General features: G+C 73.3%; 23 protein-coding genes and 2 pseudogenes. 14 read left to right on the top strand and 11 right to left on the bottom strand.

Annotation, left to right across the window (positions count from 1 at the left end):
* The first annotated feature begins 9 nt into the window (after positions 1-9).
* The 11 genes from D6270_RS31950 (at position 10) to D6270_RS31900 (ending at position 11608) form a co-directional block, all read left to right on the top strand.
* Positions 10-1155: a Gfo/Idh/MocA family protein gene (locus tag D6270_RS31950; protein ID WP_109162243.1), complete on the top strand. Its 1146-nt coding sequence runs from the start codon at positions 10-12 to the stop codon at positions 1153-1155.
* Positions 1152-2075: a DUF6807 domain-containing protein gene (locus D6270_RS31945; protein ID WP_109162244.1), complete on the top strand. Its 924-nt coding sequence runs from the start codon at positions 1152-1154 to the stop codon at positions 2073-2075. Before D6270_RS31950 ends, D6270_RS31945 begins: the two co-directional genes overlap by 4 nt.
* Positions 2069-2800 (top strand): cupin domain-containing protein, encoded by a 732-nt coding sequence (locus D6270_RS31940; RefSeq protein ID WP_391040378.1) that lies wholly within the window; start codon positions 2069-2071, stop codon positions 2798-2800. Before D6270_RS31945 ends, D6270_RS31940 begins: the two co-directional genes overlap by 7 nt.
* A 106-nt stretch (positions 2801-2906) precedes the next feature.
* Positions 2907-4244, top strand: a complete 1338-nt coding sequence (locus D6270_RS31935) for an ABC transporter substrate-binding protein (RefSeq protein ID WP_109162245.1) — start codon at positions 2907-2909, stop codon at positions 4242-4244.
* A complete protein-coding gene (locus D6270_RS31930) occupies positions 4241-5215 on the top strand; it encodes a carbohydrate ABC transporter permease (RefSeq protein ID WP_109162246.1) in 975 nt (324 codons plus the stop codon). Before D6270_RS31935 ends, D6270_RS31930 begins: the two co-directional genes overlap by 4 nt.
* Complete coding sequence (locus D6270_RS31925) at positions 5212-6048, top strand: carbohydrate ABC transporter permease (protein ID WP_109162247.1); 837 nt, start codon at positions 5212-5214, stop codon at positions 6046-6048. The genes D6270_RS31930 and D6270_RS31925 overlap by 4 nt, the downstream gene beginning before the upstream one ends.
* Before the next feature lie 5 nt (positions 6049-6053).
* A complete protein-coding gene (locus D6270_RS31920; protein ID WP_225977011.1) occupies positions 6054-6662 on the top strand; it encodes a hypothetical protein in 609 nt (202 codons plus the stop codon).
* A gap of 73 nt (positions 6663-6735) precedes the next feature.
* Positions 6736-8535, top strand: coding sequence for a glycoside hydrolase family 2 TIM barrel-domain containing protein (locus tag D6270_RS31915; RefSeq protein ID WP_109162249.1), 1800 nt, complete (start codon positions 6736-6738; stop codon positions 8533-8535).
* 159 nt (positions 8536-8694) lie between these two features.
* Positions 8695-9702: an ArsR/SmtB family transcription factor gene (locus tag D6270_RS31910; RefSeq protein ID WP_109162250.1), complete on the top strand. Its 1008-nt coding sequence runs from the start codon at positions 8695-8697 to the stop codon at positions 9700-9702.
* 133 nt (positions 9703-9835) lie between these two features.
* Positions 9836-10549, top strand: a complete 714-nt coding sequence (locus D6270_RS31905) for a C39 family peptidase (protein WP_109162251.1) — start codon at positions 9836-9838, stop codon at positions 10547-10549.
* Between the two features lie 69 nt (positions 10550-10618).
* A complete protein-coding gene (locus D6270_RS31900; RefSeq protein WP_204117176.1) occupies positions 10619-11608 on the top strand; it encodes an alpha/beta hydrolase in 990 nt (329 codons plus the stop codon).
* 84 nt (positions 11609-11692) lie between these two features.
* On the opposite strand, the gene D6270_RS31895 is transcribed toward D6270_RS31900, so the two are convergent.
* From D6270_RS31895 to D6270_RS31875, 5 genes are all read right to left on the bottom strand, one after another.
* Positions 11693-12835, bottom strand: a complete 1143-nt coding sequence (locus tag D6270_RS31895) for an acyl-CoA dehydrogenase family protein (RefSeq protein ID WP_109162253.1) — start codon at positions 12833-12835, stop codon at positions 11693-11695.
* A complete protein-coding gene (locus D6270_RS31890; protein WP_109162254.1) occupies positions 12832-14022 on the bottom strand; it encodes an acyl-CoA dehydrogenase family protein in 1191 nt (396 codons plus the stop codon). Before D6270_RS31890 ends, D6270_RS31895 begins: the two co-directional genes overlap by 4 nt.
* The gene (locus D6270_RS31885) at positions 14019-14996 is read right to left on the bottom strand and encodes an NADPH:quinone oxidoreductase family protein (RefSeq protein WP_109162255.1); all 978 of its coding nucleotides are present in this window, start codon (positions 14994-14996) and stop codon (positions 14019-14021) included. The genes D6270_RS31890 and D6270_RS31885 overlap by 4 nt, the downstream gene beginning before the upstream one ends.
* A gap of 141 nt (positions 14997-15137) precedes the next feature.
* Positions 15138-15737: a helix-turn-helix domain-containing protein gene (locus D6270_RS31880; protein ID WP_109162256.1), complete on the bottom strand. Its 600-nt coding sequence runs from the start codon at positions 15735-15737 to the stop codon at positions 15138-15140.
* A 69-nt stretch (positions 15738-15806) separates the two neighbouring features.
* The gene (locus tag D6270_RS31875) at positions 15807-16541 is read right to left on the bottom strand and encodes a PIG-L deacetylase family protein (protein WP_109162257.1); all 735 of its coding nucleotides are present in this window, start codon (positions 16539-16541) and stop codon (positions 15807-15809) included.
* Positions 16542-16716: 175 nt separating this feature from the next.
* Between D6270_RS31875 and D6270_RS31870 the strand changes: the two genes are divergently transcribed.
* On the top strand, positions 16717-17289 hold the full coding sequence (locus tag D6270_RS31870; protein ID WP_109162258.1) for a rhodanese-like domain-containing protein: 573 nt from the start codon (positions 16717-16719) through the stop codon (positions 17287-17289).
* An 18-nt stretch (positions 17290-17307) separates the two neighbouring features.
* On the opposite strand, the pseudogene D6270_RS31865 reads toward D6270_RS31870, so the two are convergent.
* A pseudogene (locus D6270_RS31865) lies at positions 17308-18602 on the bottom strand (alpha/beta fold hydrolase).
* 127 nt (positions 18603-18729) lie between these two features.
* Between D6270_RS31865 and D6270_RS31860 the strand changes: the two are divergent.
* A complete protein-coding gene (locus tag D6270_RS31860) occupies positions 18730-19893 on the top strand; it encodes a betaine/proline/choline family ABC transporter ATP-binding protein (protein ID WP_109162260.1) in 1164 nt (387 codons plus the stop codon).
* A gap of 49 nt (positions 19894-19942) precedes the next feature.
* Here D6270_RS31860 and D6270_RS32635 read toward each other — a convergent pair whose 3' ends face one another.
* Positions 19943-20146: a hypothetical protein gene (locus D6270_RS32635; protein ID WP_158650562.1), complete on the bottom strand. Its 204-nt coding sequence runs from the start codon at positions 20144-20146 to the stop codon at positions 19943-19945.
* Positions 20147-20193: 47 nt separating this feature from the next.
* Between D6270_RS32635 and D6270_RS31855 the strand changes: the two are divergent.
* Positions 20194-20767 (top strand): annotated as a pseudogene (locus tag D6270_RS31855) (hemerythrin domain-containing protein); the annotation flags it as partial.
* A gap of 4 nt (positions 20768-20771) precedes the next feature.
* On the opposite strand, the gene D6270_RS31850 reads toward D6270_RS31855, so the two are convergent.
* The 4 genes from D6270_RS31850 to urtE all read right to left on the bottom strand — a co-directional run bounded on the left by D6270_RS31850 (position 20772) and on the right by urtE (position 23917).
* Complete coding sequence (locus D6270_RS31850) at positions 20772-21722, bottom strand: ABC transporter substrate-binding protein (protein WP_109162261.1); 951 nt, start codon at positions 21720-21722, stop codon at positions 20772-20774.
* A complete protein-coding gene (locus D6270_RS31845) occupies positions 21719-22390 on the bottom strand; it encodes an ABC transporter permease (RefSeq protein WP_109162262.1) in 672 nt (223 codons plus the stop codon). The genes D6270_RS31850 and D6270_RS31845 overlap by 4 nt, the downstream gene beginning before the upstream one ends.
* Positions 22387-23070 carry an ABC transporter permease gene (locus tag D6270_RS31840; RefSeq protein ID WP_109162263.1) on the bottom strand — a complete coding sequence of 228 codons (684 nt, stop codon included), beginning with the start codon at positions 23068-23070 and terminating at the stop codon, positions 22387-22389. The genes D6270_RS31845 and D6270_RS31840 overlap by 4 nt, the downstream gene beginning before the upstream one ends.
* Positions 23071-23218: 148 nt before the next feature.
* On the bottom strand, positions 23219-23917 hold the full coding sequence (gene urtE, locus D6270_RS31835) for an urea ABC transporter ATP-binding subunit UrtE (protein WP_109167189.1): 699 nt from the start codon (positions 23915-23917) through the stop codon (positions 23219-23221).

Below are 23917 nucleotides of genomic sequence, written 5' to 3'. Positions count from 1 at the left end.
AGGGTCCCCATGTCTCCGCTCCGCTCGAACTCCCCGCTGCGCACCGCCGTGGTCGGCGCGGGGGGTATCGCGCGCACCAGCCATCTGCCCGCCCTGCGCACGCTCGCGGCCGAGGGGAGGGCCGAGGTGGTGGCCGTCGTCGATGTCGTCGAGGCGGCGGCACGCGCCCTCGCGGACGAGGAGTCGGTCCCCTACGCGTCCGCCGACCTCGGCTCGATGCTGGCCGACGTGCGGCCGGACCTCGTGGTGCTGTGCACGCCGCCCGCAGTCCACCGGGAGCAGACGGTGGCCGCGCTGGAGGCGGGCGCCTGGGTCTGGTGCGAGAAGCCGCCCTGCCCTTCACTCGCGGACTACGACGCGGTCCTGGCGGCGGAGAAGGGCGGCGGCCACGACCCGTACGCGTCCATCGTCTTCCAGCACCGCTTCGGTTCGGGGGCGCGGCACATCGGGGCGCTGCTGGCCGACGGCGCCTTCGGGCGCCCGCTGGTCGCGCACTGCCAGACCACCTGGTACCGCGACCGCGCCTACTACGCCGTGCCGTGGCGCGGCCGCTGGGCCACCGAGGGCGGCGGCCCGGCGATGGGGCACGGCATCCACCAGACCGATCTGCTGCTGGACCTGATGGGACCGTGGACCGAGGTACACGGGATGGCGGCGCGGCTGGTGCACGACGTGGAGACCGAGGACGTCTCGACGGCCCAGGTCCGCTTCGCCTCGGGAGCCGTCGCCACCCTGGTCAACAGCGTGCTGAGCCCGGACGAGGTGAGCCGTATCCGGATCGACTGCGAGCTGGCCACCATCGAGCTGACCCATCTGTACGGCTACCGCGACGCGGACTGGCGCATCACGCCGGCGCCCGGTGTCGCGGCGGAGACCTCGGCGGCCTGGCTGGACTTCGGCGAGGAGGTCCCCAGCTCCCACCTGGCCCAACTCCGCGTCCTGGTGGACGACATCGCCCAGGGCCGCCGCCACGCCACCAGCGGCGAGGGCGGCAGGCGGACGCTGGAGTTCATCACCGCGCTCTACCGGTCCGCGTTCACCGGCACCACCGTCCGGCCGGGCGACATCGGCCCCGGCGACCCCTACTACACCGCACTGCACGGCGGCGCCCCGGGCTGGGCCCCGGCGGGCGCCCAGGAGGAGGACCGCGCATGACGCTCTCGCTGACCCATACCCACGGTGACCGGATCACCGTCTCGCACGGGCCGCAGGAGGCGGAGCTGCTCTCCTACGTCTACCGGCCCGAGGCCGCCTGGGAGGCGCCCAAGCCCTACCTGCACCCGCTGCGGACCCTGTCGGGCGCGGCCGTCACCGACTACCGGCCCAACGACCACCGCTGGCACAAGGGCCTCCAGCTGACCGCCTCGCACCTGTCGGGACAGAACCTGTGGGGCGGCAACACCTATGTGCACGGGCAGGGTTACGTGGCCCTGCCGGAGCGGATCGGTTCGATGGCGCACACCGCCTTCGACGAGGTCTCCGTCCGCCCCGACCGCGCCGTCATCGCCGAACGGCTCACCTGGCACCCGTACGACGGGGAGCTGTGGGCCGACGAGGAGCGCCGCATCGAGGTGGCCGACGTGGACACCGGGTCGGGCAGCTGGTCGCTCACCTGGACCTCGTCCGTCACCAACCGGCGCGAGGAGCCGCTCAGCTTCGGCAGCCCCACCACGCACGGACGCCCCGCCGCCGGATACACCGGCCTCTTCTGGCGCGGGCCGCGCGCCTTCCGGGACGGCCGGATCTTCACCGCCGGGCAGGACGACGGCGATCTGATGGGCGTTCAGTCACCGTGGCTGGCCTACTCGGGTGAGCACGACGAGCGGGACGGCCACGCCACCCTCGTCTTCGAGCACGCGCCCGGCAACGACCACCTCGGGAAGAAGGGCACGCACCCGGCGCACTGGTTCGTGCGCAACGACCCCTTCGCCGCGGTCGCCCCCTCCTGGGCCTTCCACGAGGAGCTGGTCCTCTCCCCCGGCGACACCCTCACCCGCGCCTACCGCGTCCACATCGCCGACGGCGCTTGGGACCAGGAACGGGTGTCCGCACACCTGGAGGCACGGCCGTGGTGAACGCGACGACGTACGAGGGGTTCCCCGGGGCGGTCGGTGTGTCCCGGCTGAGCGTGTACGACTGGCCGACCGTGGACGGCCTGTCCGGCGGCGGCACCCCGCACCTCCACCTCACCTGCACCGAGGGGTACGTGGTCACCTCCGGCCGGGGCGCCGTGCAGACCCTGACCACCTCGGGTTACCGGGAGACGCCGCTGGAGCGCGGCACCGTGGCCTGGTTCACCCCCGGCACCATCCACCGCCTGGTGAACGCGGGCGGGCTGGAGATCACGGTCGTGATGCAGAACAGCGGTCTGCCCGAGGCCGGGGACGCGGTGCTCACCCTGCCGCCGGACCGGCTGGCCGACCCGGCGACGTACGCCGAAGCGGTCCGCATCCCCGCCGATCTCCCCGAGGCCGAGCAGGCCCGGATCGCCCGCGTCCGCCGGGACCTGGCGACCCGCCGCTTCCTTGAGTTGCGCGCGGCGGACGAGGCCGGCGACCCCGCTCCGCTGGCGGCGTTCCAGCGTGCGGCGGCCGCTCTGGTCCGGCCTCGGCTGGAGGACTGGCAGCGGCGCTGGGAGGAGGGGGCGCGGGCCGCCGCCGAGACGACGGCCGCGCAACTGGAAGCCCTGCGCGGCCACGACGAGCAGCACCTGACCCGGGCCCTGGTCGCCTCGACCGGCCCCACGGCACACGGCCGCTTCGGCATGTGCGGCCGGCTCGCCGTCTACCAGGGCATCTGACGCCCGCACGGTCCGCCGGGGCCGGCAGCCAACGCCCCGGCGCGCCCGCGACGTTCGGCATCCCGTCCCGTCCACCCCGTCCACACCGCCTCCCCTGGAGGGTTCCATGTCCGAGCCCCACGAGGGCCGACGCCGGCCGCCACGCCGACGGTCCGTCCTGGCCGCCGCCGGCGCCGGTCTCGGCACCGCCCTGGCGGGCTCGCTGTCCGCCTGTTCCGCCTCCGGCGACTCCGCCGGCTCAGGAGTGACCCTCACCTTCTCCTGGTGGGGCAACGAGGACCGCGCCGCCCGCACCACGCAGGCGGTCCGCCTCTTCGAGAAGGAGAACCCGCGCGTCAGGGTCCGCACCTCCAACGCCGACTTCGGCTCGTACATGCAGAAGCTGGCCACCCAGGCGGCGGGCGGCGGCATTCCCGACGTGGCCCAGCTGGACTACCGGCAGGTCTCCCAGTACGCGGGCGGCGGCGCCCTGTTGCGGCTGGGCGGTGCCGTCCGGGACGGCACCATCAGGACGGCCGAGATGGGTGCCGATTTCCTGCGGACCGGGACGTACGAGGACGAGCAGTACGCCGTGCCGATGGGGCGCGGCATCACCGGCTTCGCGTACGACACCCGTCTCTACCGCAAGGCCGGGGCCGCCGCGCCGGAGCCGGGCTGGACCTGGCAGGAGTGGGCGGAGGTGAGCCGGAAGATCGCGCGGCTGCGCGAGCGGTCGCCGGACGGGCGTCCGGTGGCGGGGGCCAACGACGGCGGGGTCAACGAGGACGTGTTCGAGGTGTGGCTGCGGAGCCGGGGCGGCCGGCTCTACGCGAGCCAGACCCGGCTCGGCTTCACCGAGGACGACCTCACCGAGTTCTGGACCCTCTGCGACGAGCTGCGCAAGGAGGGGGCCGCCGCACGGGCCGAGGACACCTCCCAGGCGACCAGCACCGAGACCTCGCCCATGGGCCGGGGACTGGCCGCCGCCGACTTCACCTGGGACGCGCCGTTCCCCGGCTACCCCGCGCTGCTGGGCGACCACGTCCACTTCGCCCCGGTCCCGACGACCGGAGGGAAGCAGGGCGCGTACTTCAAGCCCTCGATGCTCCTCGGTGTCGGCGCGCACACACCCCACCCGGGCGAGGCGGCGCGGCTGGTCGATTTCCTCCTCAACGACCCCCGGGCCGGGGACATCCTCGGCTTCTCCCGCTCCACCCCGCCCAACCGGACCGTCGCCGCGCGCGTGGCGAAGACGCTCAAGGGGGCGGAGCGGGACATCTATCGGTACGCGCGACGGATGGAGGAGTACGGCCTGGACGCGCCGCCGACCGCACCGCCGCGGGGCGACGTGGCGATCCAGACCGCTTTCAACCGCACGTACCAGCGCGTCATGTACGGCCTGGCCTCACCGCGCGAGGCCGCGCGGGAACTGATCGACGAAGCGAAGCGGGAGCTGCGGTCATGAGCACGGTGTCGACCGAGGCGCCCCCGGGCGCCGACCGTACGGACGGGCCCCGCCGGTCCCACGCTCCCAAGCGCCGCGGGCCGCGCCGGGACAAGCAGTGGCCCGCCTACGTCTTCCTCACGCCGTGGATGCTCGGCGCGGCGGTGCTGACGCTGGTGCCGATGGCCGTGTCGCTGTACCTGTCGTTCACCGACTACAACCTCTTCGAGGCGCCGAGCTGGGTGGGGCTGCGCAACTACCGGGAGATGCTGACGGAGGATCCGCGCTACTGGCGGTCGGTCGGCACGACCCTGCTGTACGTGGTGGTGGCCGTACCGCTCAAGCTGGTGCTCGCCCTGGGGGCGGCCCTGCTCCTCAAGAGCCTCGGCCGGGGCCGGTCCTTCTACCGCTCGGCGTTCTACGCGCCCTCGCTGCTCGGGGCGAGCATGACGGTGGCCCTGGTGTGGCGGGCGCTGTTCAACGACGGCGGTACGGTCCCCGACGTGCTCGGCGCGATCGGCATCAACACCGGGGGGTGGGTGGGCAACCCGGACCTGGCGGTCTTCGCCGTGGTGCTGCTCACGGTGTGGCAGTTCGGCGCACCCATGGTGATCTTCCTCGCCGGGCTCCAGCAGATCTCGCCCGACCTGTACGAGGCCGCGGCGCTGGACGGGGCGGGCCGTTGGCGGCAGTTCGTCTCCGTCACGGTGCCGATGCTCTCACCGGTGGTCTTCTTCAACCTGGTGCTGGAGATGATCCAGTCGTTCCAGGTGTTCACCCCGGCCTTCGCCATCAGCGGCGGCAGCGGCGGGCCCGCCGACTCGACGATGTTCTACACCCTCTACCTCTACGAACGCGGCTTCACCGCCTCGCACATGGGCTACGCGGCGGCGATGGCCTGGCTGCTGCTGATCGCCATCGGCGTGGTCACCCTGTTCCTGTTCAGGACGTCCCGGTCCTGGGTCTTCTACGCGGACGAGGAGGGACGATGAATCTCGCCGTCAAGCGGTGGGCGCCGCACACGCTCGCCCTCGTGGGCCTGCTCGTCCTGCTCTACCCGCTGGTGTGGCTGCTGGCCACCTCACTCAAGCCGGCCGACCAGGTGGTGACCAGCCTCGACCTGTGGCCGAGCCACCTGGAGTGGTCGAACTACACCACCGCGCTGGAGGGCGTCTCCGGGGTCACCGTGACCCGGCTGCTCGGCAACACCCTGCTGATCGCGGGCGGGGCGGTCCTCGGCAACGTGCTGTCCTGCTCGCTGGCCGCCTACGCCTTCGCGCGGCTGCGGTTCCGGATGAGCCGGGTGATGTTCGCCTTCATGGTGGCGACGCTGATGCTGCCGCACCACGTGGTGCTGATCCCGCAGTACATCATCTTCAACCAGCTCGGCCTGGTGGACAGTTACTGGCCCCTGATCCTGCCCAAGTTCCTGGCCACCGAGGCGTTCTTCGTCTTCCTCATCGTCCAGTTCATGCGCGGGCTGCCGCGTGAGCTGGAGGAGTCGGCGCGGATCGACGGCTGCGGCCCCTTCCGCACGTACTGGTCGATCACGCTGCCGCTGACCCGGCCCGCCCTGATCACCACGGCCATCTTCACGTTCATCTGGACGTGGAACGACTTCTTCACCCAGATGATCTACCTGTTCTCGCCGGAGAGCTTCACCATCACCCTGGCGCTGCGCAGCTTCGTCGACCAGTCGAGCACCTCCGCCTACGGGCCGATGTTCGCGATGTCGGTGATCTCCGTCCTGCCGATCGTGCTGTTCTTCTTCGTCTTCCAGCGCTATCTGGTGCAGGGCATGGCCACCACCGGGCTGAAGGGGTGAGCGCCGTGGAGCGCGCGACCGCGCTGCCGCCGACGGACCGCCGGGAGCCCGGTGAACTGTTCGGGGCCGGTTTCACCCTCTTCGCCGACATGCTGGTGCTCTCCCTGGCCACCACCGTCGCCTCGCTGCCGGTGGTCACCGCGCCCGCCGCCTTCGCCGCCGCGTCCGCCACCCTGCGGGACAGCGCGGTGGACGGGGCACCGGTCACCGCCCGGGGCTATCTGCGGCGGCTGCGGGCCCGGCTCACCGGACGCTTCCTGGCCGCCGGCCTCCTGCCGCCCCTGCTGCTGGTGGTCGTGCTGGTCGACGCGGCGCTGGTGCGCAGCGCGCTGCCGGGCGCGGCGCTGGTGGCGCCCGCGCTGGCGCTGACGGTGCTGGGCGCGGCCGTCGCGGGGCTGCGCGCCATCGCGCTGGACACCCGGCTGCCCCTGCGCACAGGGGTGCGCCGGTCACTGGCGGACCCCCGCGGCTCGGCCCTGCTGGCCTCGGCGGTGGGCCTGGCCGCCCTGCTCGCCTGGGCCATCCCGCTGCTGGTCCCGCTGCTCGCCGGGCCGCTCGCCCTCGCGGCCGCGGCGGTGGAGCACCGCCACGGCGGGGCACGTACGGCCGCGTGAGGCAACCAGCCCCTCTCCCCCTCCTCCCTCTTCCCCTCTCCCCCACCCGATCGACCGCACCGGAGTTCTCCGTATGCCTCTGACCCATCTGGACCTCGCGGGCCACCCGCGGCCGCAGCTCGTCCGGGAGGCCGACTGGCACGACCTGAGCGGCCCCTGGCGGTTCGCCTTCGACGACGCCGACCTCGGCCGGTCCGAACGCTGGATGGACCCGTCCGTGACGGCTCCGTACACCGATGTCGTGACCGTGCCCTATCCCCCGGAGTCGAAGGCCTCGGGGATCGCGGACAGCGGCCACCACCCGGTCCTCTGGTACCGCCGTACGCTCACGCTCTCCGCACCGGCCGACGGCCGCCGACTGCTTATGCACTTCGGCGCCGTCGACTACCGGGCCGAGGTCTGGCTGGACGGCCGCCTCGTGGGCCGCCACGAAGGCGGGCACACCGGCTTCAGCTGCGACCTCACCGACGCCGTGCGCCACGGCACGGAACAGGTGCTGGTGGTGCGGGCCGAGGACCAGCCACTCGACGCGGCCCAGCCGCGCGGCAAGCAGGACTGGCGGGAGCGGCCGCACGTCATCTGGTACCACCGCACCTCCGGAATCTGGCAGCCGGTCTGGCTGGAGGAGGTCCCCGACCAGCACCTGACGCAGCTGCACTGGACACCGGACGTGGCCCACGCCCGCGTGCGGTGCGCCCTGCGCCTGAGCCGCTGGCCCCGGCGGGCACTCAGGGCGGACGTCCGGCTGGTGCTCGGCGACCGGGTCCTGGCGGAGCAGCGGGTGCTGGCCGAGGACCAGGAGACGGTGTTCGACATCGCGGTCCCCGCCCTGCGCCACGCCCAGGATCTCGACGCGCTGCTGTGGAGCCCGGAGAGTCCGCGTCTGGTGGACGCGACGGTGGTGATCACGGACGCGGAGGACGGCCACGAGATCGACCGTGTCGCCTCCTATCTGGGGCTGCGGGACATCGGCTGGGAGGACGGGGGGTTCCAGCTCAACCACAAGCCGTGCTTCCTGCGGCTGGCGCTCCAGCAGGGCTACTGGCCCGACTCGCATCTGGCCGCCTCCGCCGACGAGTTGCGCCGGGACGCGGAGCTGGCGAAGGAGGCCGGGCTCAACGGCCTGCGGGTCCACCAGAAGCTGGAGGACCCGCGCTTCCTCTACTGGGCCGACCGGCTGGGTCTGATGCTGTGGGCGGAGATGCCGTCCGCCTTCGCGTTCGGCACGGTCACCATGGAGCGAGTGGTACGGGAGTGGACCGAGGCCATCTCACGGGACCTGAGCCACCCTTCCATCGTGGCCTGGGTTCCCGTCAACGAGTCCTGGTCCACGCCCAATCCGGCGCTCGTTCCGGAGCAGCGCCACTTCATCGACGCGCTCTACCACCTCACCAAGGCCCTGGACCCGTCGCGGCCCGCTGTCTCCAACGACGGCTGGGAGATCTCCGCGGCCGACATCTGGGGTGTCCACGACTACACCCAGCAGGCCTCGGTGCTGCGCGAGCGCTACGGCCACGCCTCCCTGTGCCAGGGCGAGTTCACCGATCCATGGCCCGGGGCGAAGCGGCTCCTGCTGCCCGGGGTGGAGCATCAGGGGCAGCCGGTGGTGCTCAGCGAGTTCGGCGGCACCACCTTCGAACCGGCGGAGGGCGAGGCGTGGTTCGGATACGACACCGTGGCCACCCGGGAGGAGTACGCGGAGCGACTCAGCTCCCTGGTGGAGGCAGCTGTCGACTCCGGGCTCGCCGGCTTCTGCTTCACCCAGTTCACCGACACCGAGCAGGAGACCAACGGCCTCTTCACCGCGGACCGGACGCCCAAGCTCCCGCCCGCCGAGCTGAGGGCCATCCTCACCCGGCCCCGGCGCGGCTGACGGCGGACGGTCCCGGGGGGAAGGGCGGAGCGAGGACGGCGGAGTGCAGCCGGGACCGCATATCCGGGCGGGGGCGCGGGTAGGCCCGCCGGAGGTGGCGGACCGCGCCGCCTTCGGCCGCCGTGCCGCACCCCGCCCCCGCCTGCCGACGGAGCGCCGATGCTGCGGATCCACTTCACGCCCGATGATCTGACCCGGGTGAGGGTGGCCCGGGGCCCGGACTTCCTGTGGGAGATCACCAACAGCATCCAGACCCTGCAACGCCACGACGGGGAGGGGGTGTTCGGTGCCTGGCGGCGGTGGGTGCGCCCCAGGCTGCCCGAAGACCGTCGGCTGCTCTCCCCGCTGCTGCCTCCGTACGGCTACTCCCCCGACTTCCTCACGCCCACCTGCGGCGACCGCACCACCCTCCGGGCGGCCGTGGACGCCCTGCTCGGAACACCGCGTCCCCGTCTGCGTACGGAGCTGACCCTGCTGGCGAGGTCGAGACGGCTGCCGGGCTGGACGCGCGCGCTCGCCGAAGGGGACGCGGGGACTCTGGCCCGGCTGGGCGACGCGCTCCACTCCTACCAGGCCCAGGTGCTCGTGCCGCACTGGCGCCGGGTCCGCGCGGACGTCGAGGCGGACCGGTCCCGTCGGCTGCGCAGCCTGATGGACGGCGGCACGGAGGGGCTGCTGACGAGCCTCGGGCCCGATGTCCGCTGGCGTCCGCCCGTCCTGGAGGTGGCCTGCCCGGTCGACCAGCACCTGCGCCTCGACGGGCGCGGGCTGGTGCTCCAGCCGTCGTTCTTCTGCTGGCCCGTTCCGACCACGCTGGCAGACGGGGCCCTGCCGCCGGTCCTGGTCCACCCGATCCACCACACGCCCGGCTGGGCGTCGTCCCGCGACGGTGGGGGTGGCCACGACAGCCTCGGGCACCTCGTCGGCCGGACCCGGGCGGAGCTGCTGCGGGCCACCCGTAACGGCTGCTCCACCGTGGAGGCGGCCCGGATGCTCCAGGTGACGCACCCGGCGGTCAGCCAGCACATGAACGTGCTGCGCGCGGCGGGCCTGGTCACCACGGTCCGCGACGCCGGGCGCGCCTTCCACCTCGCGACGGCGGAGGGCCTCGCCCTGCTGGCCACCGAGGACCGGGGCAGCGGGCCGGTGGGCGGGGACCTCGTGTAAGCCAGGGCTTACGTCCCTTGTGCCCGCCGCCGCCGGACCAGCACGCTGTCGGACGACGCCGCGTCAGCCCGGGCGGCCCCACCCCGCCCTCAGGCGCTTGTTTCCGCACGGCCCCCTCCCCACAGGAGCCCTCATGCGCAAGAGACTTGTCTCCGGCACGGTCACCGCCCTCACCCTCGGCGCGCTCCTCCTGCCGCCCGCCGCCCAGGCCGCACCGCCGCCCGCCGCCCCGGTCATGGACGTCCGGGCCCACGACACGCGCGCCGGTACGGCCGTCGCCTCCGGCTACGGCACGCCGGGCACCCGGTTGCGGGTGGAGGCCGGACACACCGGGAGCGCGCGCTGGCTGGAGATCGGCTACCAGGTCCAGGAGACCGGCTACTGGTGCGGCCCCGCCGCGACCCGTATCGCGCTCTCCGCCCGCACCGCCCCGCCGAGCCAGGGCGAACTGGCCGCGCAGCTGGGCACGACGGAGGCGGGCACCGATCACATCGGCCAGATCACCCGGGTGCTCAACGCCCGCCTGGGCGGCGGCTGGTACGAGACGAAGGAGATGCCCGACGACCCGCCGACCCAGGGGCAGCGGGACCTGTTGTGGGCCGACATCGTCTTCGACATCGACCGCAACTACCCGCTGGTCGCCAACATCGTCGCCCCGCCGGGCAACCAGCCGCCCGGCTACCCGCCCGGTCAGACGATCTACCACTACTTCACCGTCTTCGGCTACGACGCGGAGGACCGCACCGTCCTCATCGCGGACCCCGCGTCCTTCGGCGGCAACCAGATCTACTGGCTCTCCTTCGACCAGCTGGCTTCCCTGATCCCGCCGAAGGGCTACTCCGCCTGACTTCGCGGGGCGGGCACGGGGCCGCCCCGCGAGACCGATCACCCTGTTCCCCCTCTTCCGGAGGCCATGTTGAGCACCGACCACCCCACCCGCCGAGGAGTCATGAAGGCCGCCGCCGGACTGACCGCGATGACGGCCCTCGGCGCGGGAGGCGTCCTGGCGTCGGCCTCCGCCGCCCACGCCGTCGGCGACGGCTTCGGCCTGCGCGTCGTGGACCGGGGCGAGGCCGACGCCCGGATGCGCTACTACCGCTTCGCCACCTCAGCGATCGGCTGGAACCCCGGCGTCAACGTCCTCCTCCCGGACGGTTACCACACCTCGGGCCGCAGATATCCGGTCCTGTACCTCTTCCACGGCGGCGGTACCGGCCAGGACTTCATCACCTTCGACCGGATGGGCATCCGCGCCTGGACGGCGGGAAAGCCGCTCATCGTCGTGATGCCGGACGGGGGCGCCGCAGGCTGGTACTCCAATCCGGTGGGGTCCAACGTGGGCCCCCGCAACTGGGAGACCTTCCACATCGCGCAGCTGCTGCCCTGGATCGACGCCAACTTCCGTACGTACGCGGAGTACGACGGCCGGGCCGTCTCGGGGTTCTCGATGGGCGGCTTCGGCGCGCTGAAGTACGCGGCCAAGTACTACGGCCACTTCGCCTCGGTCAGCGCGCACTCGGGCCCGGCCAGCCTGCGCCGCGACGGCGGGCTGGTCACGCACTGGGCCAACCTCTCCTCGGCGGCGGTGGAGCTGGGCGGCGCCACGGTCTACGGCGCGCCCCTGTGGGACGAGGCCCGGGTCAGCGCCGACAACCCCGTGCAGCGCGTGGAGAGTTACCGCAACAAGCGAGTCTTCCTCGTCGCCGGGACCAGCCCCGACCCGGTGAACTGGTTCGACACCGTCAACGAGACGCAGGTCCTGGCCGGGCAGCGGGAGTTCCGTGGGCGTCTCGGTGCCGCGAACATCCCCCACGAGTGGCACGAGGTGCCGGGCGGGCACTTCGTGCGCCCGGACCTCTTCCGCCGCGACCTGGACGGGATCGTCGCCCGACTCCGCAAGGCCTGACCCGCCCGTCCTGGCGCCGGAAGGCCCGTCACGCGCCAAGCGGACCGGCCGTGCCTCCCCCGCGCGGGAGGCACGGCCGCTGCCCTACGGAGCCGGCAGCTCCGCCAGTTCGGCGACGGCCTCGCGGTGGCTGCCCGCCGAGCCGTAGGCGATGGAGTCCGCCTTGGCGCGCTTGAGGTAGAGGTGGGCCGGGTGCTCCCACGTCATCCCGATCCCGCCGTGGAGCTGGACGCACTCCTCGGCGGCGTGGACCGCGACGCCCGAGCAGTACGCCTGGGCCACCGCGACCGCGAGCGGCGCGTCGGGGCTGCCGGTGGCCAGCGCGTCGGCGGCGTTGCGGGCGGCGGCGCGGGCCGAGACGACCTCCAGCCAGAGCTGTGCCATGCGGTGCTTGAGCGACTGGAACGAGCCCACGGGCCGGTTGAACTGATGGCGTTCGCGGGTGTACCGCACGGTCTCGGCGAGGCACCACTCCGCGATCCCGAGCTGTTCGGAGGCGAGCAGTCCGGCCCCGGCGAGCAGACCACGGCGTACGGCGGTGGCGCTCGCGTCCGCGCCGGCGAGCAGGGTCCCGGTGGCACCGGACAGGGTGAGGGTGGCGAGGGGGCGGGTCAGGTCCAGCGGTACGAGGGGCTCCACCACCACCCCGGAGGCCGTCGCCTCGACCGCGTACAGCCCTTCGGCGGTCGGCACCAGCAGGACGTCGGCCACGGCCGCGTCGGCGACTCCCCGGACCGTGCCGTCGAGTGAGGTGAGGGCAGCCCGGGCACCGGCGGGCGGGGTGGCGAAGGGGACGGCGAGCACGGCCGTCCGCGCGCCGGAGGCCAGCTCGCCCAGGAGTGCGGCGGCCGGTCCACCGCCCCCGGCGAGTCCGAGCAGGGTCTCGGTGGCCACGACGGCGCTGGTCAGGTACGGGGCGGGGGCGACGCTGCGGCCCAGCTCCTCCAGGACCACGGCGGCCTCCCGGTGGGACGCGCCCTGGCCGCCGAGCTTCTCCGGTACGAGGAGTCCGGCGGCGCCGATGCCGGAGGCCAGCGCCTCCCAGAGCCGGGGGTCGTAGGGCGTGTCGGACTCGGTCGCCGCGATCACCGTCGGTGCGTCGGCCCGGTCGGCGAGGAGGGCGCGCACGGCGGAGCGCAGGTCCTCCTCGTCCTGGGAGTAGAGGAGGCCGGGGGTCGCGGACGGCTGTCCCGGGGTGGCGGCGGGGGGCTGGGTGGGCGCGGTCATCGGCTCAGGTCCTTCCAGGCGACGTCCTTGTCGTTGCGGGGTTCGGCGGGCAGCCCGAGGACGCGCTCGGCCACGATGTTCAGCAGGACCTCGCTGGTGCCGCCTTCGATGGAGTTGCCCTTGGAGCGGAGGTAGCGGTAGCCGGCGTCGCGGCCGGTGAAGTCGACCAGCTCCGGGCGGACCATCGTCCAGTCGCCGTACAACAGGCCCTCGTCACCGAGCAGTTCGACCTCCAGGCCACTGATCTGCTGGTTGAGGCGGGCGAAGGCGAGCTTCATACCCGAACCCTCGGGGCCGGGTTGTCCGGCGACGAGCTGCTGGCGCAGCCGCTCCCCGGTGAGCCGGGCGACCTCCGCCTCCACCCAGAGGGTGAGCAGGCGCTGGTGGGTGTCATGGGTCCGCAGATCGGGTCGGTCCCGCCAGGTCTGCGAGACCGGGCCGATCATGCCGCCCTCGCGCGGGATGCGGGAGCCGCCGATGGAGACGCGCTCGTTCATCAGCGTGGTCTGGGCGACCTTCCAGCCCTCGCCGACGGGGCCGAGCCGGTGGCTGTCGGGGATGCGTACGCCGGAGAGGAAGACCTCGTTGAACTCGGCCTCCCCGGTGATCTGGCGCAGCGGCCGGACGTCGACGCCCGGGTCGGTCATGTCGCAGATGAAGTAGCTGATGCCCCGGTGCTTGGGGAGGTCCGGGTCGGTGCGGGCGATGAGGATCGCCCAGCGGGCCACATGGGCGCTGGACGTCCAGACCTTCTGCCCGTCCACCACCCAGTCGTCGCCGTCGCGGACGGCCCTGGTGGCGAGCGCCGCGAGGTCGGAGCCCGCGCCGGGCTCGCTGAACAGCTGGCACCAGACCTCCTCGCCCACCCAGAGCGGGCGCAGGAAGCGCTGCTTCTGCTCGTCGGTGCCGAAGCCGAGGATGGTGGGCGCGGCCATGCCGAGGCCGATGCCGATGCGGCGCGGGTCGTTGTCCGGCGCGTCGGCGGCGGCGAGTTCGGTGTCGACGACCTGCTGGAGGGAGCGGGGTGCGTCGAGTCCGCCGAGCCCCTCCGGGTAGTGGACCCAGGCGAGGCCCGCGTCGAACCGGGCCTTGAGGAAGTCGGTGCGGTCGGTGGTGGCGGGCGGGTGCGCGGCGAGCAGTTCGCGGGTGCGGCGGCGGATCTCGGCGGCGTCGGCGGCGGGGCTCATCGGGCACCTCCGGGCACTCCTGCGGGCAGGACGACGATGCGGCCGGTGCTGGTGCCGTCGGCGACCCGCTGGACGGCCTCGGCGGCTCCGGCCATCCCGACACGCTCGCTGATCAGGGGTTTCACGGTCCCTTCGGCGGCCAGCTCGGTCAGCTGGTCGTGGCAGGCGCGGACGGCGGCCGGGTCCTTGGTGTTGTAGAGGCCCCAGTGCAGCCCGACGATCGCGTAGTTCTTCACCAGGGCGTGGTTGAGCGCCGGGGCGGGGATGTCGCCGCTGGCGAAGCCGACGACGAGGACGCGGCCCTCGAAGGCGACGCACTTGACGGACTTGGCGTACGCCTCGCCGCCGACCGGGTCGTAGACGACGTCCGCGCCGCGCCCACCGGTGGCTTCCTTCACGGCGGTGACGATGTCCTCGGCGCGCCGGTCGATGACCAGGTCGCAGCCGAGCTCACGGGCGACGGCCGCCTTGTCCGGTCCGCCGACGACGCCGATGACGGTGGCGCCCGCCGCCTTGCCGAGCTGGACGGCCGCACTGCCGACGCCGCCCGCCGCCGCGTGGACGAGGAGCGTCTCGCCCGGCTGGAGGTTCGCGCGGCGGTGCAGGCCGAACCAGCCGGTCTGGTAGCCGATGTGGAGTGCGGCCGCCTCGGCGTCGTCCAGCGCGTCGGGGGCGGGCAGCAGGGCCGCCTCGTCCGCGACGACGTACTCGGCGAAGCCGCCGTAGGGCAGGGCGGGGGTGGCGAGGACGCGCCGCCCGTCCTCCGTGGTGCCGCACACCTCGACGCCCGGGGTGAACGGGAGCGGCGGCCGCACCTGGTACTGGCCCCGGCAGAGCAGGGCGTCGGGGAAGTTGACGTTCGCCGCGGTGACCCGGACGAGCACCTGTCCGTCGCCGGGGGTGGGCCGGTCGGTCTCCTCCAGGCTCATCACCTCGCCCGGCTCGCCGTTCCGGTGCACTCGCCATGCCTGCATGAGGGGCCTCCACAACACTGTCGGCATCAACCGCTGCCGCTGTCGGCATTTCCACAGCTCACGTAACCACTGCTCCGGCGCATACTAAGCGGTCGCTTGCCCATCTGGGAACACCCCGGCAACTCAGGGGCAGCGGCCCCTTCAGCCCCGCTTCGGCTTGGCCCGCACATGCATCCGCTCGCCCTGCGGGCCGAAGAGGCTCAGGAACTCCACGGGCTTGTCCTCCGCCGGCCCGAACCAGTGCGGCAGCCGGGTGTCGAACTCGGCGGCCTCCCCCGGCTCCAGCACCAGATCGTGCTCGGCCAGCAGCAGCCGCAGCTTCCCGGAGAGCACGAACAGCCACTCGTATCCCTCGTGCGTGCGCTGCTCCGGCACCTCGCCGCTGTCCGCCTCCTGCACCATCTTGTACGCCTGGAGTCCGCCGGGCCGGGCGGTCAGCGGCAGCATCGTCCGGCCGTGCTGCATGATCGGCTTGGCCCGGACCCGGGGGTCCCCGACCTGCGGGGCGCCCACCAGGTCGTCGAGCGGGACCTCGTGGGCGCGGGCGATCGGGAGCAGCAGCTCCAGGCTGGGGCGGCGGCCGCCGGACTCCAGCCGGGAGAGGGTGGAGACGGAGATCCCGGTGGCGGCGGAGAGCGCGGAGAGGGTGACACCGCGGTCCTTGCGCAGGCGGCGCAGGCGGGGGCCGACCCCGGTGAGGACGGCGTCGAGTTCGGGGTCGTCCTGGTCGTGTTCCTTCATGCGCCCATTGCAGAATCGGCAAGCGGGATTGTCAATCCCGCGCCGCGCCCTGGTGCTGCCCCGGCGGTGTCAGTGGGCGAAGACCTCGAAGGTGACCGCCGGGCGCCCGCCGAACCGGTCGGCCTCGGCGCGCACCATTCCTTCCAGGAAGGTCCGGCAGTACGTCTCCGGCTCGTCCCGGGTCAGGGCCTCGATGTAGGTGCGGTGCGCGAGCAGGGATTCCACGGAACGTTCGAACCCCGCTGTCGCGTCCACCGCGTGCGTGGGCCGGTCGCTGCCCGCCACGGCGGTCCACCGCACCCCGTTCCACGGCTCCAGCCCCTCCTCCTTCAGCTCCGGGAAGATCCACCGGTTGCCCGCGTCGGCGACGGCGTCCAGGGTGGCCCGGCCGACCGCCCGGTGGTCGGGGGTGTTCCAGGCGGTGCCGCCCCAGGTGTCCCGGTGGTTGAGGGTGACGACGAGTTCGGGGCGGTGGCGGCGGATGGCGGCGGCGATGTCGCGGCGCAGCCCGGTGCCGTACTCGATCACCCCGTCACGGTGGTCCAGGAACTCCACCGTACGGACTCCGACGACGGCGGCGCTCGCCCGCTGCTCCCGCTCGCGCAGCGGGGCGCACTCCTCGGGCGGCAGGGTGTCGATCCCGGCCTCGCCCCGGCTGGCGAGCAGGTAGACGACCTCACGGCCGCCGTCGGTCCAGTCGGCAACGGCGGCGGCAGCGCCGTACTCCAGGTCGTCGGGGTGGGCGACCACCGCCAGGGCACGGCTCCAGTCGGTGGGCAGGGGTTCGAGTGGCTGTCGCGTCATATCCGCAGGCTACCGACGATCCCGCGGGGGAGCCGTGACCGGCGGGTATCCGGGTAGGCGAGGGGAATGCGGGCGGGCCGTACGGTGCTGGAAGCACGTACAGCCGCCGCTGGGGACACGTGTAGAGTCCCAGCCCTCCCGCCGCCCCGCCCCGGTCGCCGAAAGGAACCTGCCCGTGACCAGCCCCGCATCCCTCTCCCCCGCTCAGGCCGCAGCCCGTCTGGAGGAGTTCACCGTGATCGATGTGCGGGCTCCCGGCGAGTACGCCGCGGGCCATGTACCCGGCGCGCTGAACATCCCGCTGGACAAGCTGCCCGACACCCTGCCCGCCCTCAAGTCCGCCTCCGCCCGGGGGTCGCTGCTGGTGGTGTGCGCCTCCGGGGTCCGCTCCACCCGCGCCTGCGAGATCCTCGCGGGCGCCGACATCGAGGCCGCCACGCTGGCCGGCGGCACGTCAGCCTGGGAGGGTGACGGCCGCGGCCTGGACCGCCCCGAGGGCGCCCGCGCCGTCTGGCCCATGGAGCGCCAGGTGCGGCTCGCGGCCGGTTCGCTGGTGGTCACCGGTCTGGTGGCGGGCATCCGCTTCCCGGCCGCCCGCTGGCTCTCCGCCGGTATCGGCTCGGGCCTGGTCTTCTCGGCCGTCACCAACACCTGCGGCATGGCCTCGGCCCTGTCGAAGCTCCCGTACAACCGGGCCGCGCGCTCCACCACGGACCTGGACGCCACGCTGGAGGCGCTCCAGCGCTGACGTCCGCCGCGCCGCCGGTCAGGCCTCGCCCCTGACCAGCGCCAGCAGCCGGTCGAGGACGCGCGGTCCGCCGGCGCGAACCCCGTCGTGCTCGTACTCGTTGGTCACCCAGGTGCGGAGCCCCCGGATCGCGGCGGCCGTGCGCAGCGAGTGCTCGGTGTCCACGTACATGTCGTCGTGGTAGACGGCGGCGGCGACGGGCACCTCGTTGGCGGCGAGCCGCGCGGGGTCGTAGAGGACGGGCCAGTCGGTGCGCCGCGCGAGGAGTTCGGCGGTCTCGCGGAGCGGGCGCAGCGCCGGGTCGACGTCGAAGTGCCAGGGGTGGATGGTCTCCCCGGTGAAGAGGAGCGGCCCCTCGCCCGCCAGGGCCGCAGCGGAGTCGAACCGCGGGAACTCGGCGCGTACGCGGTCGGCGGCCCAGGCGGTGGGGCGCTCCCCCTGGGCGTAGATCGCCTCGTGGAGCAGGGCGTAGAGCGGGTGCCCGGCGAAGGAGGTGGCGGAGCGCAGTCCCTCCTGGAAGGTGTCGGAGAGTTCGGTGCCGTGGGGGGTGCGGACGAACGCGTTCTCCAGCAGGTAGTGGAGCTGGTGGCTGCCGCTTCCGGTACCGAGCAGGATGCCGAGCGACTGGAAGAGTTCGGGGGTCAGCCGGTGGCCGGCGCTCTCGGGGCGGTGTTCGGCCAGGTACGCGGCGATGGCCCGGGCCCGGTCGACGTCCTGCGGGTAGCGGGCGTAGTGCGCGGCGACCTTCCGTTCGACACGCGGGTACGCGGCCCGGTAGACGTCGTCCGCGTGGGCGTCCAGCGAGGGCAGCCCGCCGGTGATGAGGACCGCCGCGAGCCCTTCGGGCGCCGAGGAGAGATAGCGGACCGCGCAGAACCCGCCGAAGGACTGGCCGAGCACCGTCCAGGGGGCACCCCCGGTGACGTGCCGACGGATCAGCTCGCAGTCCCGGACGATGGCGTCGGAGCGGAAGTGCGCGAGGTGGTCGGCCTGTTCGCGCGGGCCACCGCGCAGGGGCAGGGTCTGCCGGCTGGCGGGGGTGGACAGGCCGGTGCCGCGCTGGTCGAGGAGGAGCACCCGGAACTCGCGCAGGGCCCGGCCGAGCCAGGCCTCCGTACCGGTGAACCGGCGGGCGCCGAAGCCCGGGCCGCCCTCCAGGTAGAGCAGCCAGGGCAGCTCCTCCCCGCGCGCCCGGCGGCCACGGCCTCGCGCCCGTACACCTCGATCTGCTCGCCGCCGGGGTCGCTGTGGTCGAGGGGGACGGTGAAACGCCGGTCGGTGAGGACGACGCCGGGCTGGCGGTAGCTGGTCACGGGGTGCTCCTGTGTCGGGGGTCGGGGCCAGTTCAGCACACGGTCCACCGGCATCGGCGCAGGGGCGGGTGACCCGGACAGTCCCGGCCCGTGTGCGCCGCGCCCGGGCTGCTCCTAGCGTGCAGACATGATCCGGTTCGAGCAGGTCGGCAAGGTCTACCCGGACGGAACGACGGCGGTCGACGGGCTCTCCTTCGAGGTGGCGGAGGGTGAGCTGGTGACGCTGGTCGGACCGTCGGGCTGCGGCAAGACGACCACGATGATGATGGTGAACCGGCTGATCGAGCCGACGTCGGGCCGGATCCTGGTGGGCGGCGAGGACATCGCCGGGATCGACCCGGTGAAGCTGCGCCGCCGGATCGGCTATGTGATCCAGCAGGTCGGCCTCTTCCCGCACCGCACGGTCCTGGACAACACCGCGACCGTCCCCGCGCTGGTCGGCTGGAAGCGTGGGCGGGCCCGGGAGCGGGCGGCGGAGCTGCTGGACCTGGTGGGCCTGGACCCGAAGACGTACGGCTCGCGCTATCCGTCGCAGCTCTCCGGCGGCCAGCGCCAGCGGGTCGGCGTGGCGCGGGCGCTGGCGGCGGATCCGCCGGTGCTGCTGATGGACGAGCCGTTCGGGGCGGTGGACCCGGTGGTGCGCGAGCGGCTGCAGAACGAGTTCCTGGCCCTCCAGGAACGGGTGCGCAAGACGGTCCTGATGGTCACGCACGACATCGAGGAAGCGGTGCGGATGGGTGACCGGATCGCGGTGTACGGGGAGGGGCGCATCGAACAGCTCGACACCCCGGCCGCCGTGCTCGGCACCCCGGCGACCCCGTATGTGGCCCAGTTCGTTGGCTCCGACCGGGGGTTGAAGCGGCTGTCGGTGACGGCGATCGAGGCGGAGGACCTGGAGGAGCCGCCGGTGGCCCGGCTGGACGAGCCGGCGGCGGTGGCGGCGGAGCGGCTGCGGGCGGCGGGGGCCCGGTGGGCCGTGGTGCTGAACGGGACGGGCGAGCTGCACGGCTGGGTGTCGGCGGTGGCTCTGCGGAGTGCCGGAGAGCGCGGGACGGTGGGCGCTCTGGCCCGCCGGATGGAGGCGTGGGTGCCGGTCGGGGCCCCGCTGAAGCAGGCGTTCAGCGAGATGCTCCAGCACGACGCGGGGTGGGTGGCGGTGCTGGACGGGGCCCGGTTCCTCGGGGTCCTGACGCCCGCGAAGCTCCATGAGGCGCTGCGCCGGTCGGTGGACGCGGACGCGCAGGGCGTGGGGCGTGAAGAGGTCGACTTCGACTCGGTGGCGGACGCGTGAGGGACACGCGGCCGGCCGGTCGCCCTCGGTGAACCCCTTGTGCGGAAGGTCAGTTGAACAGCGCGCGGGCGATCACGCCGAACACCCGCCCCACCGCCGCCAACGCACCGGCCTCCACCGCGGCCGCCACGACATCGGTACCGGTGTCGACCGCGTCGGCCCTGTGCCGCTTCGACCGGCACCGGCGGCACACTCCGCCCCGCAGCCGCCCCCGCTTCGTGCAGCGCAGGCACGCCTTACGCCAAATCCCCATGATGACAGGATCTCAGCCCGGGCCGCAGGGCCGGGAGGTCACCTGCCGCGCCGGTAGCTGCTGCCGTCCCGGGGGCGGACCAGCAGCCCGGCGACGACCAGATGGCGGCGGTCGTGGTCCTGCGGCTCCCCGACCCACGGGAACCGGCCCCCACGATCACCTCGCCGGCCGGCCAGCTCACCGATGTGCACACCTGGCTGCGCCGCCAACTGGCCCAGGCCCACGCGGAGACGGGGGCACACTTCGCCGCCCGCGCCGCCCACCGGGGTGCGGGCGCACCGCCCCCGCCCGGTCTCGGCCTCCAGATCCGGCAACGCTGCCTGGCGTTCTGCCAGGCGCTGGAGTTCCACCACACGAGCGAGGACGGCCCGGTGTTCCCGGTGACGGAGGGGTACCACCCGCACCACCGGCACCTCTTCGACCGGCTCCGGGACGAGCACCGGTCCATCGCGGCCGTGCAGTCGGCGCTCGCGGCACTCCTGGCCGGCATCTCCATCGCCCAGCCGGACCGCTTCCACGCCGAACTGATGCGTATGACGCAGCGGTTGACTTCCCACTTCGACTACGAGGAGGCCGATCCTGCCGCTGCCGGCGGATGTGCCATGGCCGCCGCGCCCTTGAGGGCTCACCCCTTCGGGATGAGCCTCTTCGACTCCAGGTAGGTGCGTGCGACGTCCTCGGGGAGCCTGCGCCAGCTGTCGACCTGTTCGTTCATGGACGCCAGGTCGGCCGTGGTCAGGACGGTGTTGAGCCGGCCGAGGGCGTCCCGTACGCCTGCGCTGCCCGCACGGGCGCGGTTGACGACGGGGACCACGTAGTCGGCGTTCTGGAGCTTCCTGTCGTCCGCCAGCAGGACCAGTCCGAACTGGTCGAGGGTGGCGTCGGTGGTGGTGGTCAGCACCATCTGGTCCTGACCGTTCTGGACGGCCTGTTTCGCCTGGGTGGTGCCGACGCCCTTCGGGTCGACGGCGACGATGTCGATGCCGTACGTCCTCTTCAGCCCGGGTGCGCAGTAGGGCCGCTGCACGCATTCGTCGCCCGCCGCGAGGCGGACCGGGAGCTTCGCCCGGCCGAGGTCGCTGAGGGTCTTCAGGCCGTGCTCCTTCGCGTAGGAGGCGGCGACCGCGAAGGCGTTCTGGTCGACGGCCCGGCCGGGGTCCAGCACCATGAGCCCGCGCGGGGCGGCGAGCGCGCGCAGCGCCTTCATGGTGGCGGCGAGGTCGGGCGATCCGACGGGGGCCGCGTCGGCGCCGTTGGCCTTGGCGTTCAGCCAGTCGGCGAAGGTCGCCGCGTACTCCGGGACGACGTCGATCTGACCGCTCTCCAGGGCGGGTTCGTAGATCTCCCGATTGGTGACGGAGATGATGTCGGCGGAGTATCCGGCGCGCTCCAGGAGCAGGGCGTACATCTGGGCCAGCAGGTCGCTCTCGGTGAATCCGGCCGAGCCGATGGTCAGTTCCTTGCTGTCGCCGGGTGGCGCGGTCACCTCGCCCTGGTTCTCCAGGCTGGGGCCGGTGGTGCAGGCGGTGACGGCGAGCAGCACCAGCGCGGCGAGGGTCCGGCGGGCCCGGTTCATGCGGCCTCCCTCCCCCGGCCGGGCGCGATCCGCTGCCCCGCCTCGAAGAGGCTCTCGACGAGGAGGGCGAAGACCGCCACCAGGATCGCCCCGGCGACCACCTGCGGGGTGGAGGCGAGGTTGAACCCGGCGGTGATGATCCGGCCCAGCCCGCCGCCTCCGGCCAGGGCGGCGAGGGTGGCGGTGGCGACCAGCTGCACGGCGGCGATCCGCACCCCGGTGAGGATCAGCGGGAGGGCCAGCGGCAGCTCCACGCTCCACAGCAGCTGGCGGCCGGTCATGCCCATCCCCCGGGCGGCCCGCACCACGTCCCGGTCCACCTCGCGCATCCCGACGTACGCGTTGGTGAGCAGCGGAGGCACGGCGAACAGGACGAGCGCGATGATCGTCGACCACTGGCCGTACGTGCCCACGGGGGTGAGCAGCAGCAGGACGAGCACGGCGAAGGTGGGGACCGCCCGGCCGATGTTGGAGATGTTGACGGCGAGCGCGCCGCCCTTGCCGAGGTGACCGAGGACCAGGGCGACGGGCAGCGCGATCAGGCAGCTGATCAGCAGGCAGACGACGGTGAGGTAGAGGTGTTCGCCGAGCCGGTTCCCGATGCCGTCGGGGCCGGACCAGTGGGTGGCGGTGGTGAGCCAGGACCAGGTGTCGGAGAGCGTCTTCATGACTCGTTCCCCCGCCGCGTCCAGGGGGTGAGCAGCCGCTGCGCTCCGAGGAGGAGCAGGTCGGCGGCGACGGCGATGACGACGCAGAGCACGGAGGCGGTCAGGACCTGGGCCTTGAAGTAGGTGTTCATCCCGGAGTAGATGAGGTTGCCGAGGCCGCCGTAGCCGACGATCGCGCCCACGGTGACGAGCGAGACGGCGGAGACGGTGGCGATCCGCAGTCCGGCCATCGCGGCGGGCAGGGCGAGCGGCAGCTCCACCGCGAGCAGCAGGCGCAGCGGCCCGTACCCCATGCCGCGTGCGGCCTGCCGGGTCTCCTCGGGGACGGCCCGGAGCCCGGCGAGGATGTTGCGGACGAGCAGGGTCAGCGAGTAGAGGACGAGGCCGGTGACGACCAGCGCGGCGGAGAGCCCGTACACCGGCAGCAGCAGCGAGAACATCGCCAGCGACGGGATCGTGTAGAGGATCGTCGTCAGACCCAGCACGGGACCGGCCGCCCACCGCCAGCGGCGGGCCGCGAGGGCCAGCGGAACGGCGAGGGCGAGCCCGATGAGCACGGCGAGCACGGTCAGCTGCAGATGCTGGAGGGCAGCGTCCCAGAGGATCTCCCGGCGGCTGGAGAGGTAGGCGCCGCAGATCCACTCGTTGCGCGCGAGGCAGTCGTCCGGGGGTGCCGTCACCCGCCCATTCCAGCGCGGGCGAGGGACCGCCGCCCGTGTTGTTCGTCCGTCCGGGGGTGTTCGGGCCTCTGCTCAGCGCTCCCGCGGCCTCGGGGAGGTCCCGCCGCCCTCGCCCTGGGCGGCCGCGGCGAACGCCCCGGCCGGCCCCTCACACGCTCAGCGCCTCCCGGACCGTCCGCTCCGCACCGGCTCCCCCATCCCCCGACGATGTGACGCGGCCCGCCTCCAGGACGTAGTAGCGGTCCGCTGCCCGCATGGCGAAGCCGACGTGCTGTTCGACCAGGAGGACGCGGAGACCGCCGCGCGCGGCCAGGGAGAGGATCGTGGTCTCGATCTCGGCGACGACGGAGGGCTGGATGCCCTCGGTCGGTTCGTCGAGGAGGAGGAGCCGGGGACGGGTGACGAGGGCGCGGGCGATGGCGAGTTGCTGGCGCTGGCCGCCGGAGAGGAGACCGGCCCGGCGGTGGGCGAGTTCGCGGAGTACGGGGAAGAGGTCGAGGGCCTCGGCGATGGCGTCGCGGCCGCCGCCGCGCGGGGAGCCGTCGGCGACGAGCCGGAGGTTCTCGGCGGTGGTCAGGTGGGGGAAGGACTGCTGGCCCTGGGGGACGTACGCCATTCCGCGGGCGACCCGCTGGTGGGGGGCCAGACGGGTGATGTCCTCGCCGTCGAGGTGCACGCTCCCGCGAGCCGGCCTGATGAGGCCCATGGCGGTGCGCAGGAGGGTGCTCTTGCCGGCGCCGTTGTGCCCGAGGACGGCGGCGACGCCGTCGCTCGGCACCTCTACGGTCACGCCGTGCAGGACGGTCGTGCGGTCGTAGCCGGCGTGGACGTCGTTGATCTCCAGCAC

The organism is Streptomyces griseus subsp. griseus, assembly GCF_003610995.1.
GTDB lineage: Bacteria > Actinomycetota > Actinomycetes > Streptomycetales > Streptomycetaceae > Streptomyces.
The sequence above is the reverse complement of the archived record's forward strand: the minus strand, read 5'-3'. Positions and strand labels throughout refer to the sequence as shown.

Excerpts from the sequence above, each read along its gene's own strand:
- D6270_RS31880 (WP_109162256.1), bottom strand. The coding sequence starts at position 15,737 with ATGAAGGAACACGACCAGGACGACCCCGAACTCGACGCCGTCCTCACC.
- D6270_RS31905 (WP_109162251.1), top strand. The coding sequence starts at position 9,836 with ATGCGCAAGAGACTTGTCTCCGGCACGGTCACCGCCCTCACCCTCGGC.
- D6270_RS31925 (WP_109162247.1), top strand. The coding sequence starts at position 5,212 with ATGAATCTCGCCGTCAAGCGGTGGGCGCCGCACACGCTCGCCCTCGTG.
- D6270_RS31845 (WP_109162262.1), bottom strand. The coding sequence starts at position 22,390 with ATGAAGACGCTCTCCGACACCTGGTCCTGGCTCACCACCGCCACCCAC.
- D6270_RS31910 (WP_109162250.1), top strand. The coding sequence starts at position 8,695 with ATGCTGCGGATCCACTTCACGCCCGATGATCTGACCCGGGTGAGGGTG.
- D6270_RS31860 (WP_109162260.1), top strand. The coding sequence starts at position 18,730 with ATGATCCGGTTCGAGCAGGTCGGCAAGGTCTACCCGGACGGAACGACG.
- D6270_RS31930 (WP_109162246.1), top strand. The coding sequence starts at position 4,241 with ATGAGCACGGTGTCGACCGAGGCGCCCCCGGGCGCCGACCGTACGGAC.
- D6270_RS31890 (WP_109162254.1), bottom strand. The coding sequence starts at position 14,022 with ATGAGCCCCGCCGCCGACGCCGCCGAGATCCGCCGCCGCACCCGCGAA.
- D6270_RS31945 (WP_109162244.1), top strand. The coding sequence starts at position 1,152 with ATGACGCTCTCGCTGACCCATACCCACGGTGACCGGATCACCGTCTCG.
- D6270_RS31885 (WP_109162255.1), bottom strand. The coding sequence starts at position 14,996 with ATGCAGGCATGGCGAGTGCACCGGAACGGCGAGCCGGGCGAGGTGATG.
- D6270_RS31875 (WP_109162257.1), bottom strand. The coding sequence starts at position 16,541 with ATGACGCGACAGCCACTCGAACCCCTGCCCACCGACTGGAGCCGTGCC.
- D6270_RS31895 (WP_109162253.1), bottom strand. The coding sequence starts at position 12,835 with ATGACCGCGCCCACCCAGCCCCCCGCCGCCACCCCGGGACAGCCGTCC.
- D6270_RS31950 (WP_109162243.1), top strand. The coding sequence starts at position 10 with ATGTCTCCGCTCCGCTCGAACTCCCCGCTGCGCACCGCCGTGGTCGGC.
- D6270_RS32635 (WP_158650562.1), bottom strand. The coding sequence starts at position 20,146 with ATGGGGATTTGGCGTAAGGCGTGCCTGCGCTGCACGAAGCGGGGGCGG.
- D6270_RS31850 (WP_109162261.1), bottom strand. The coding sequence starts at position 21,722 with ATGAACCGGGCCCGCCGGACCCTCGCCGCGCTGGTGCTGCTCGCCGTC.
- D6270_RS31915 (WP_109162249.1), top strand. The coding sequence starts at position 6,736 with ATGCCTCTGACCCATCTGGACCTCGCGGGCCACCCGCGGCCGCAGCTC.
- D6270_RS31935 (WP_109162245.1), top strand. The coding sequence starts at position 2,907 with ATGTCCGAGCCCCACGAGGGCCGACGCCGGCCGCCACGCCGACGGTCC.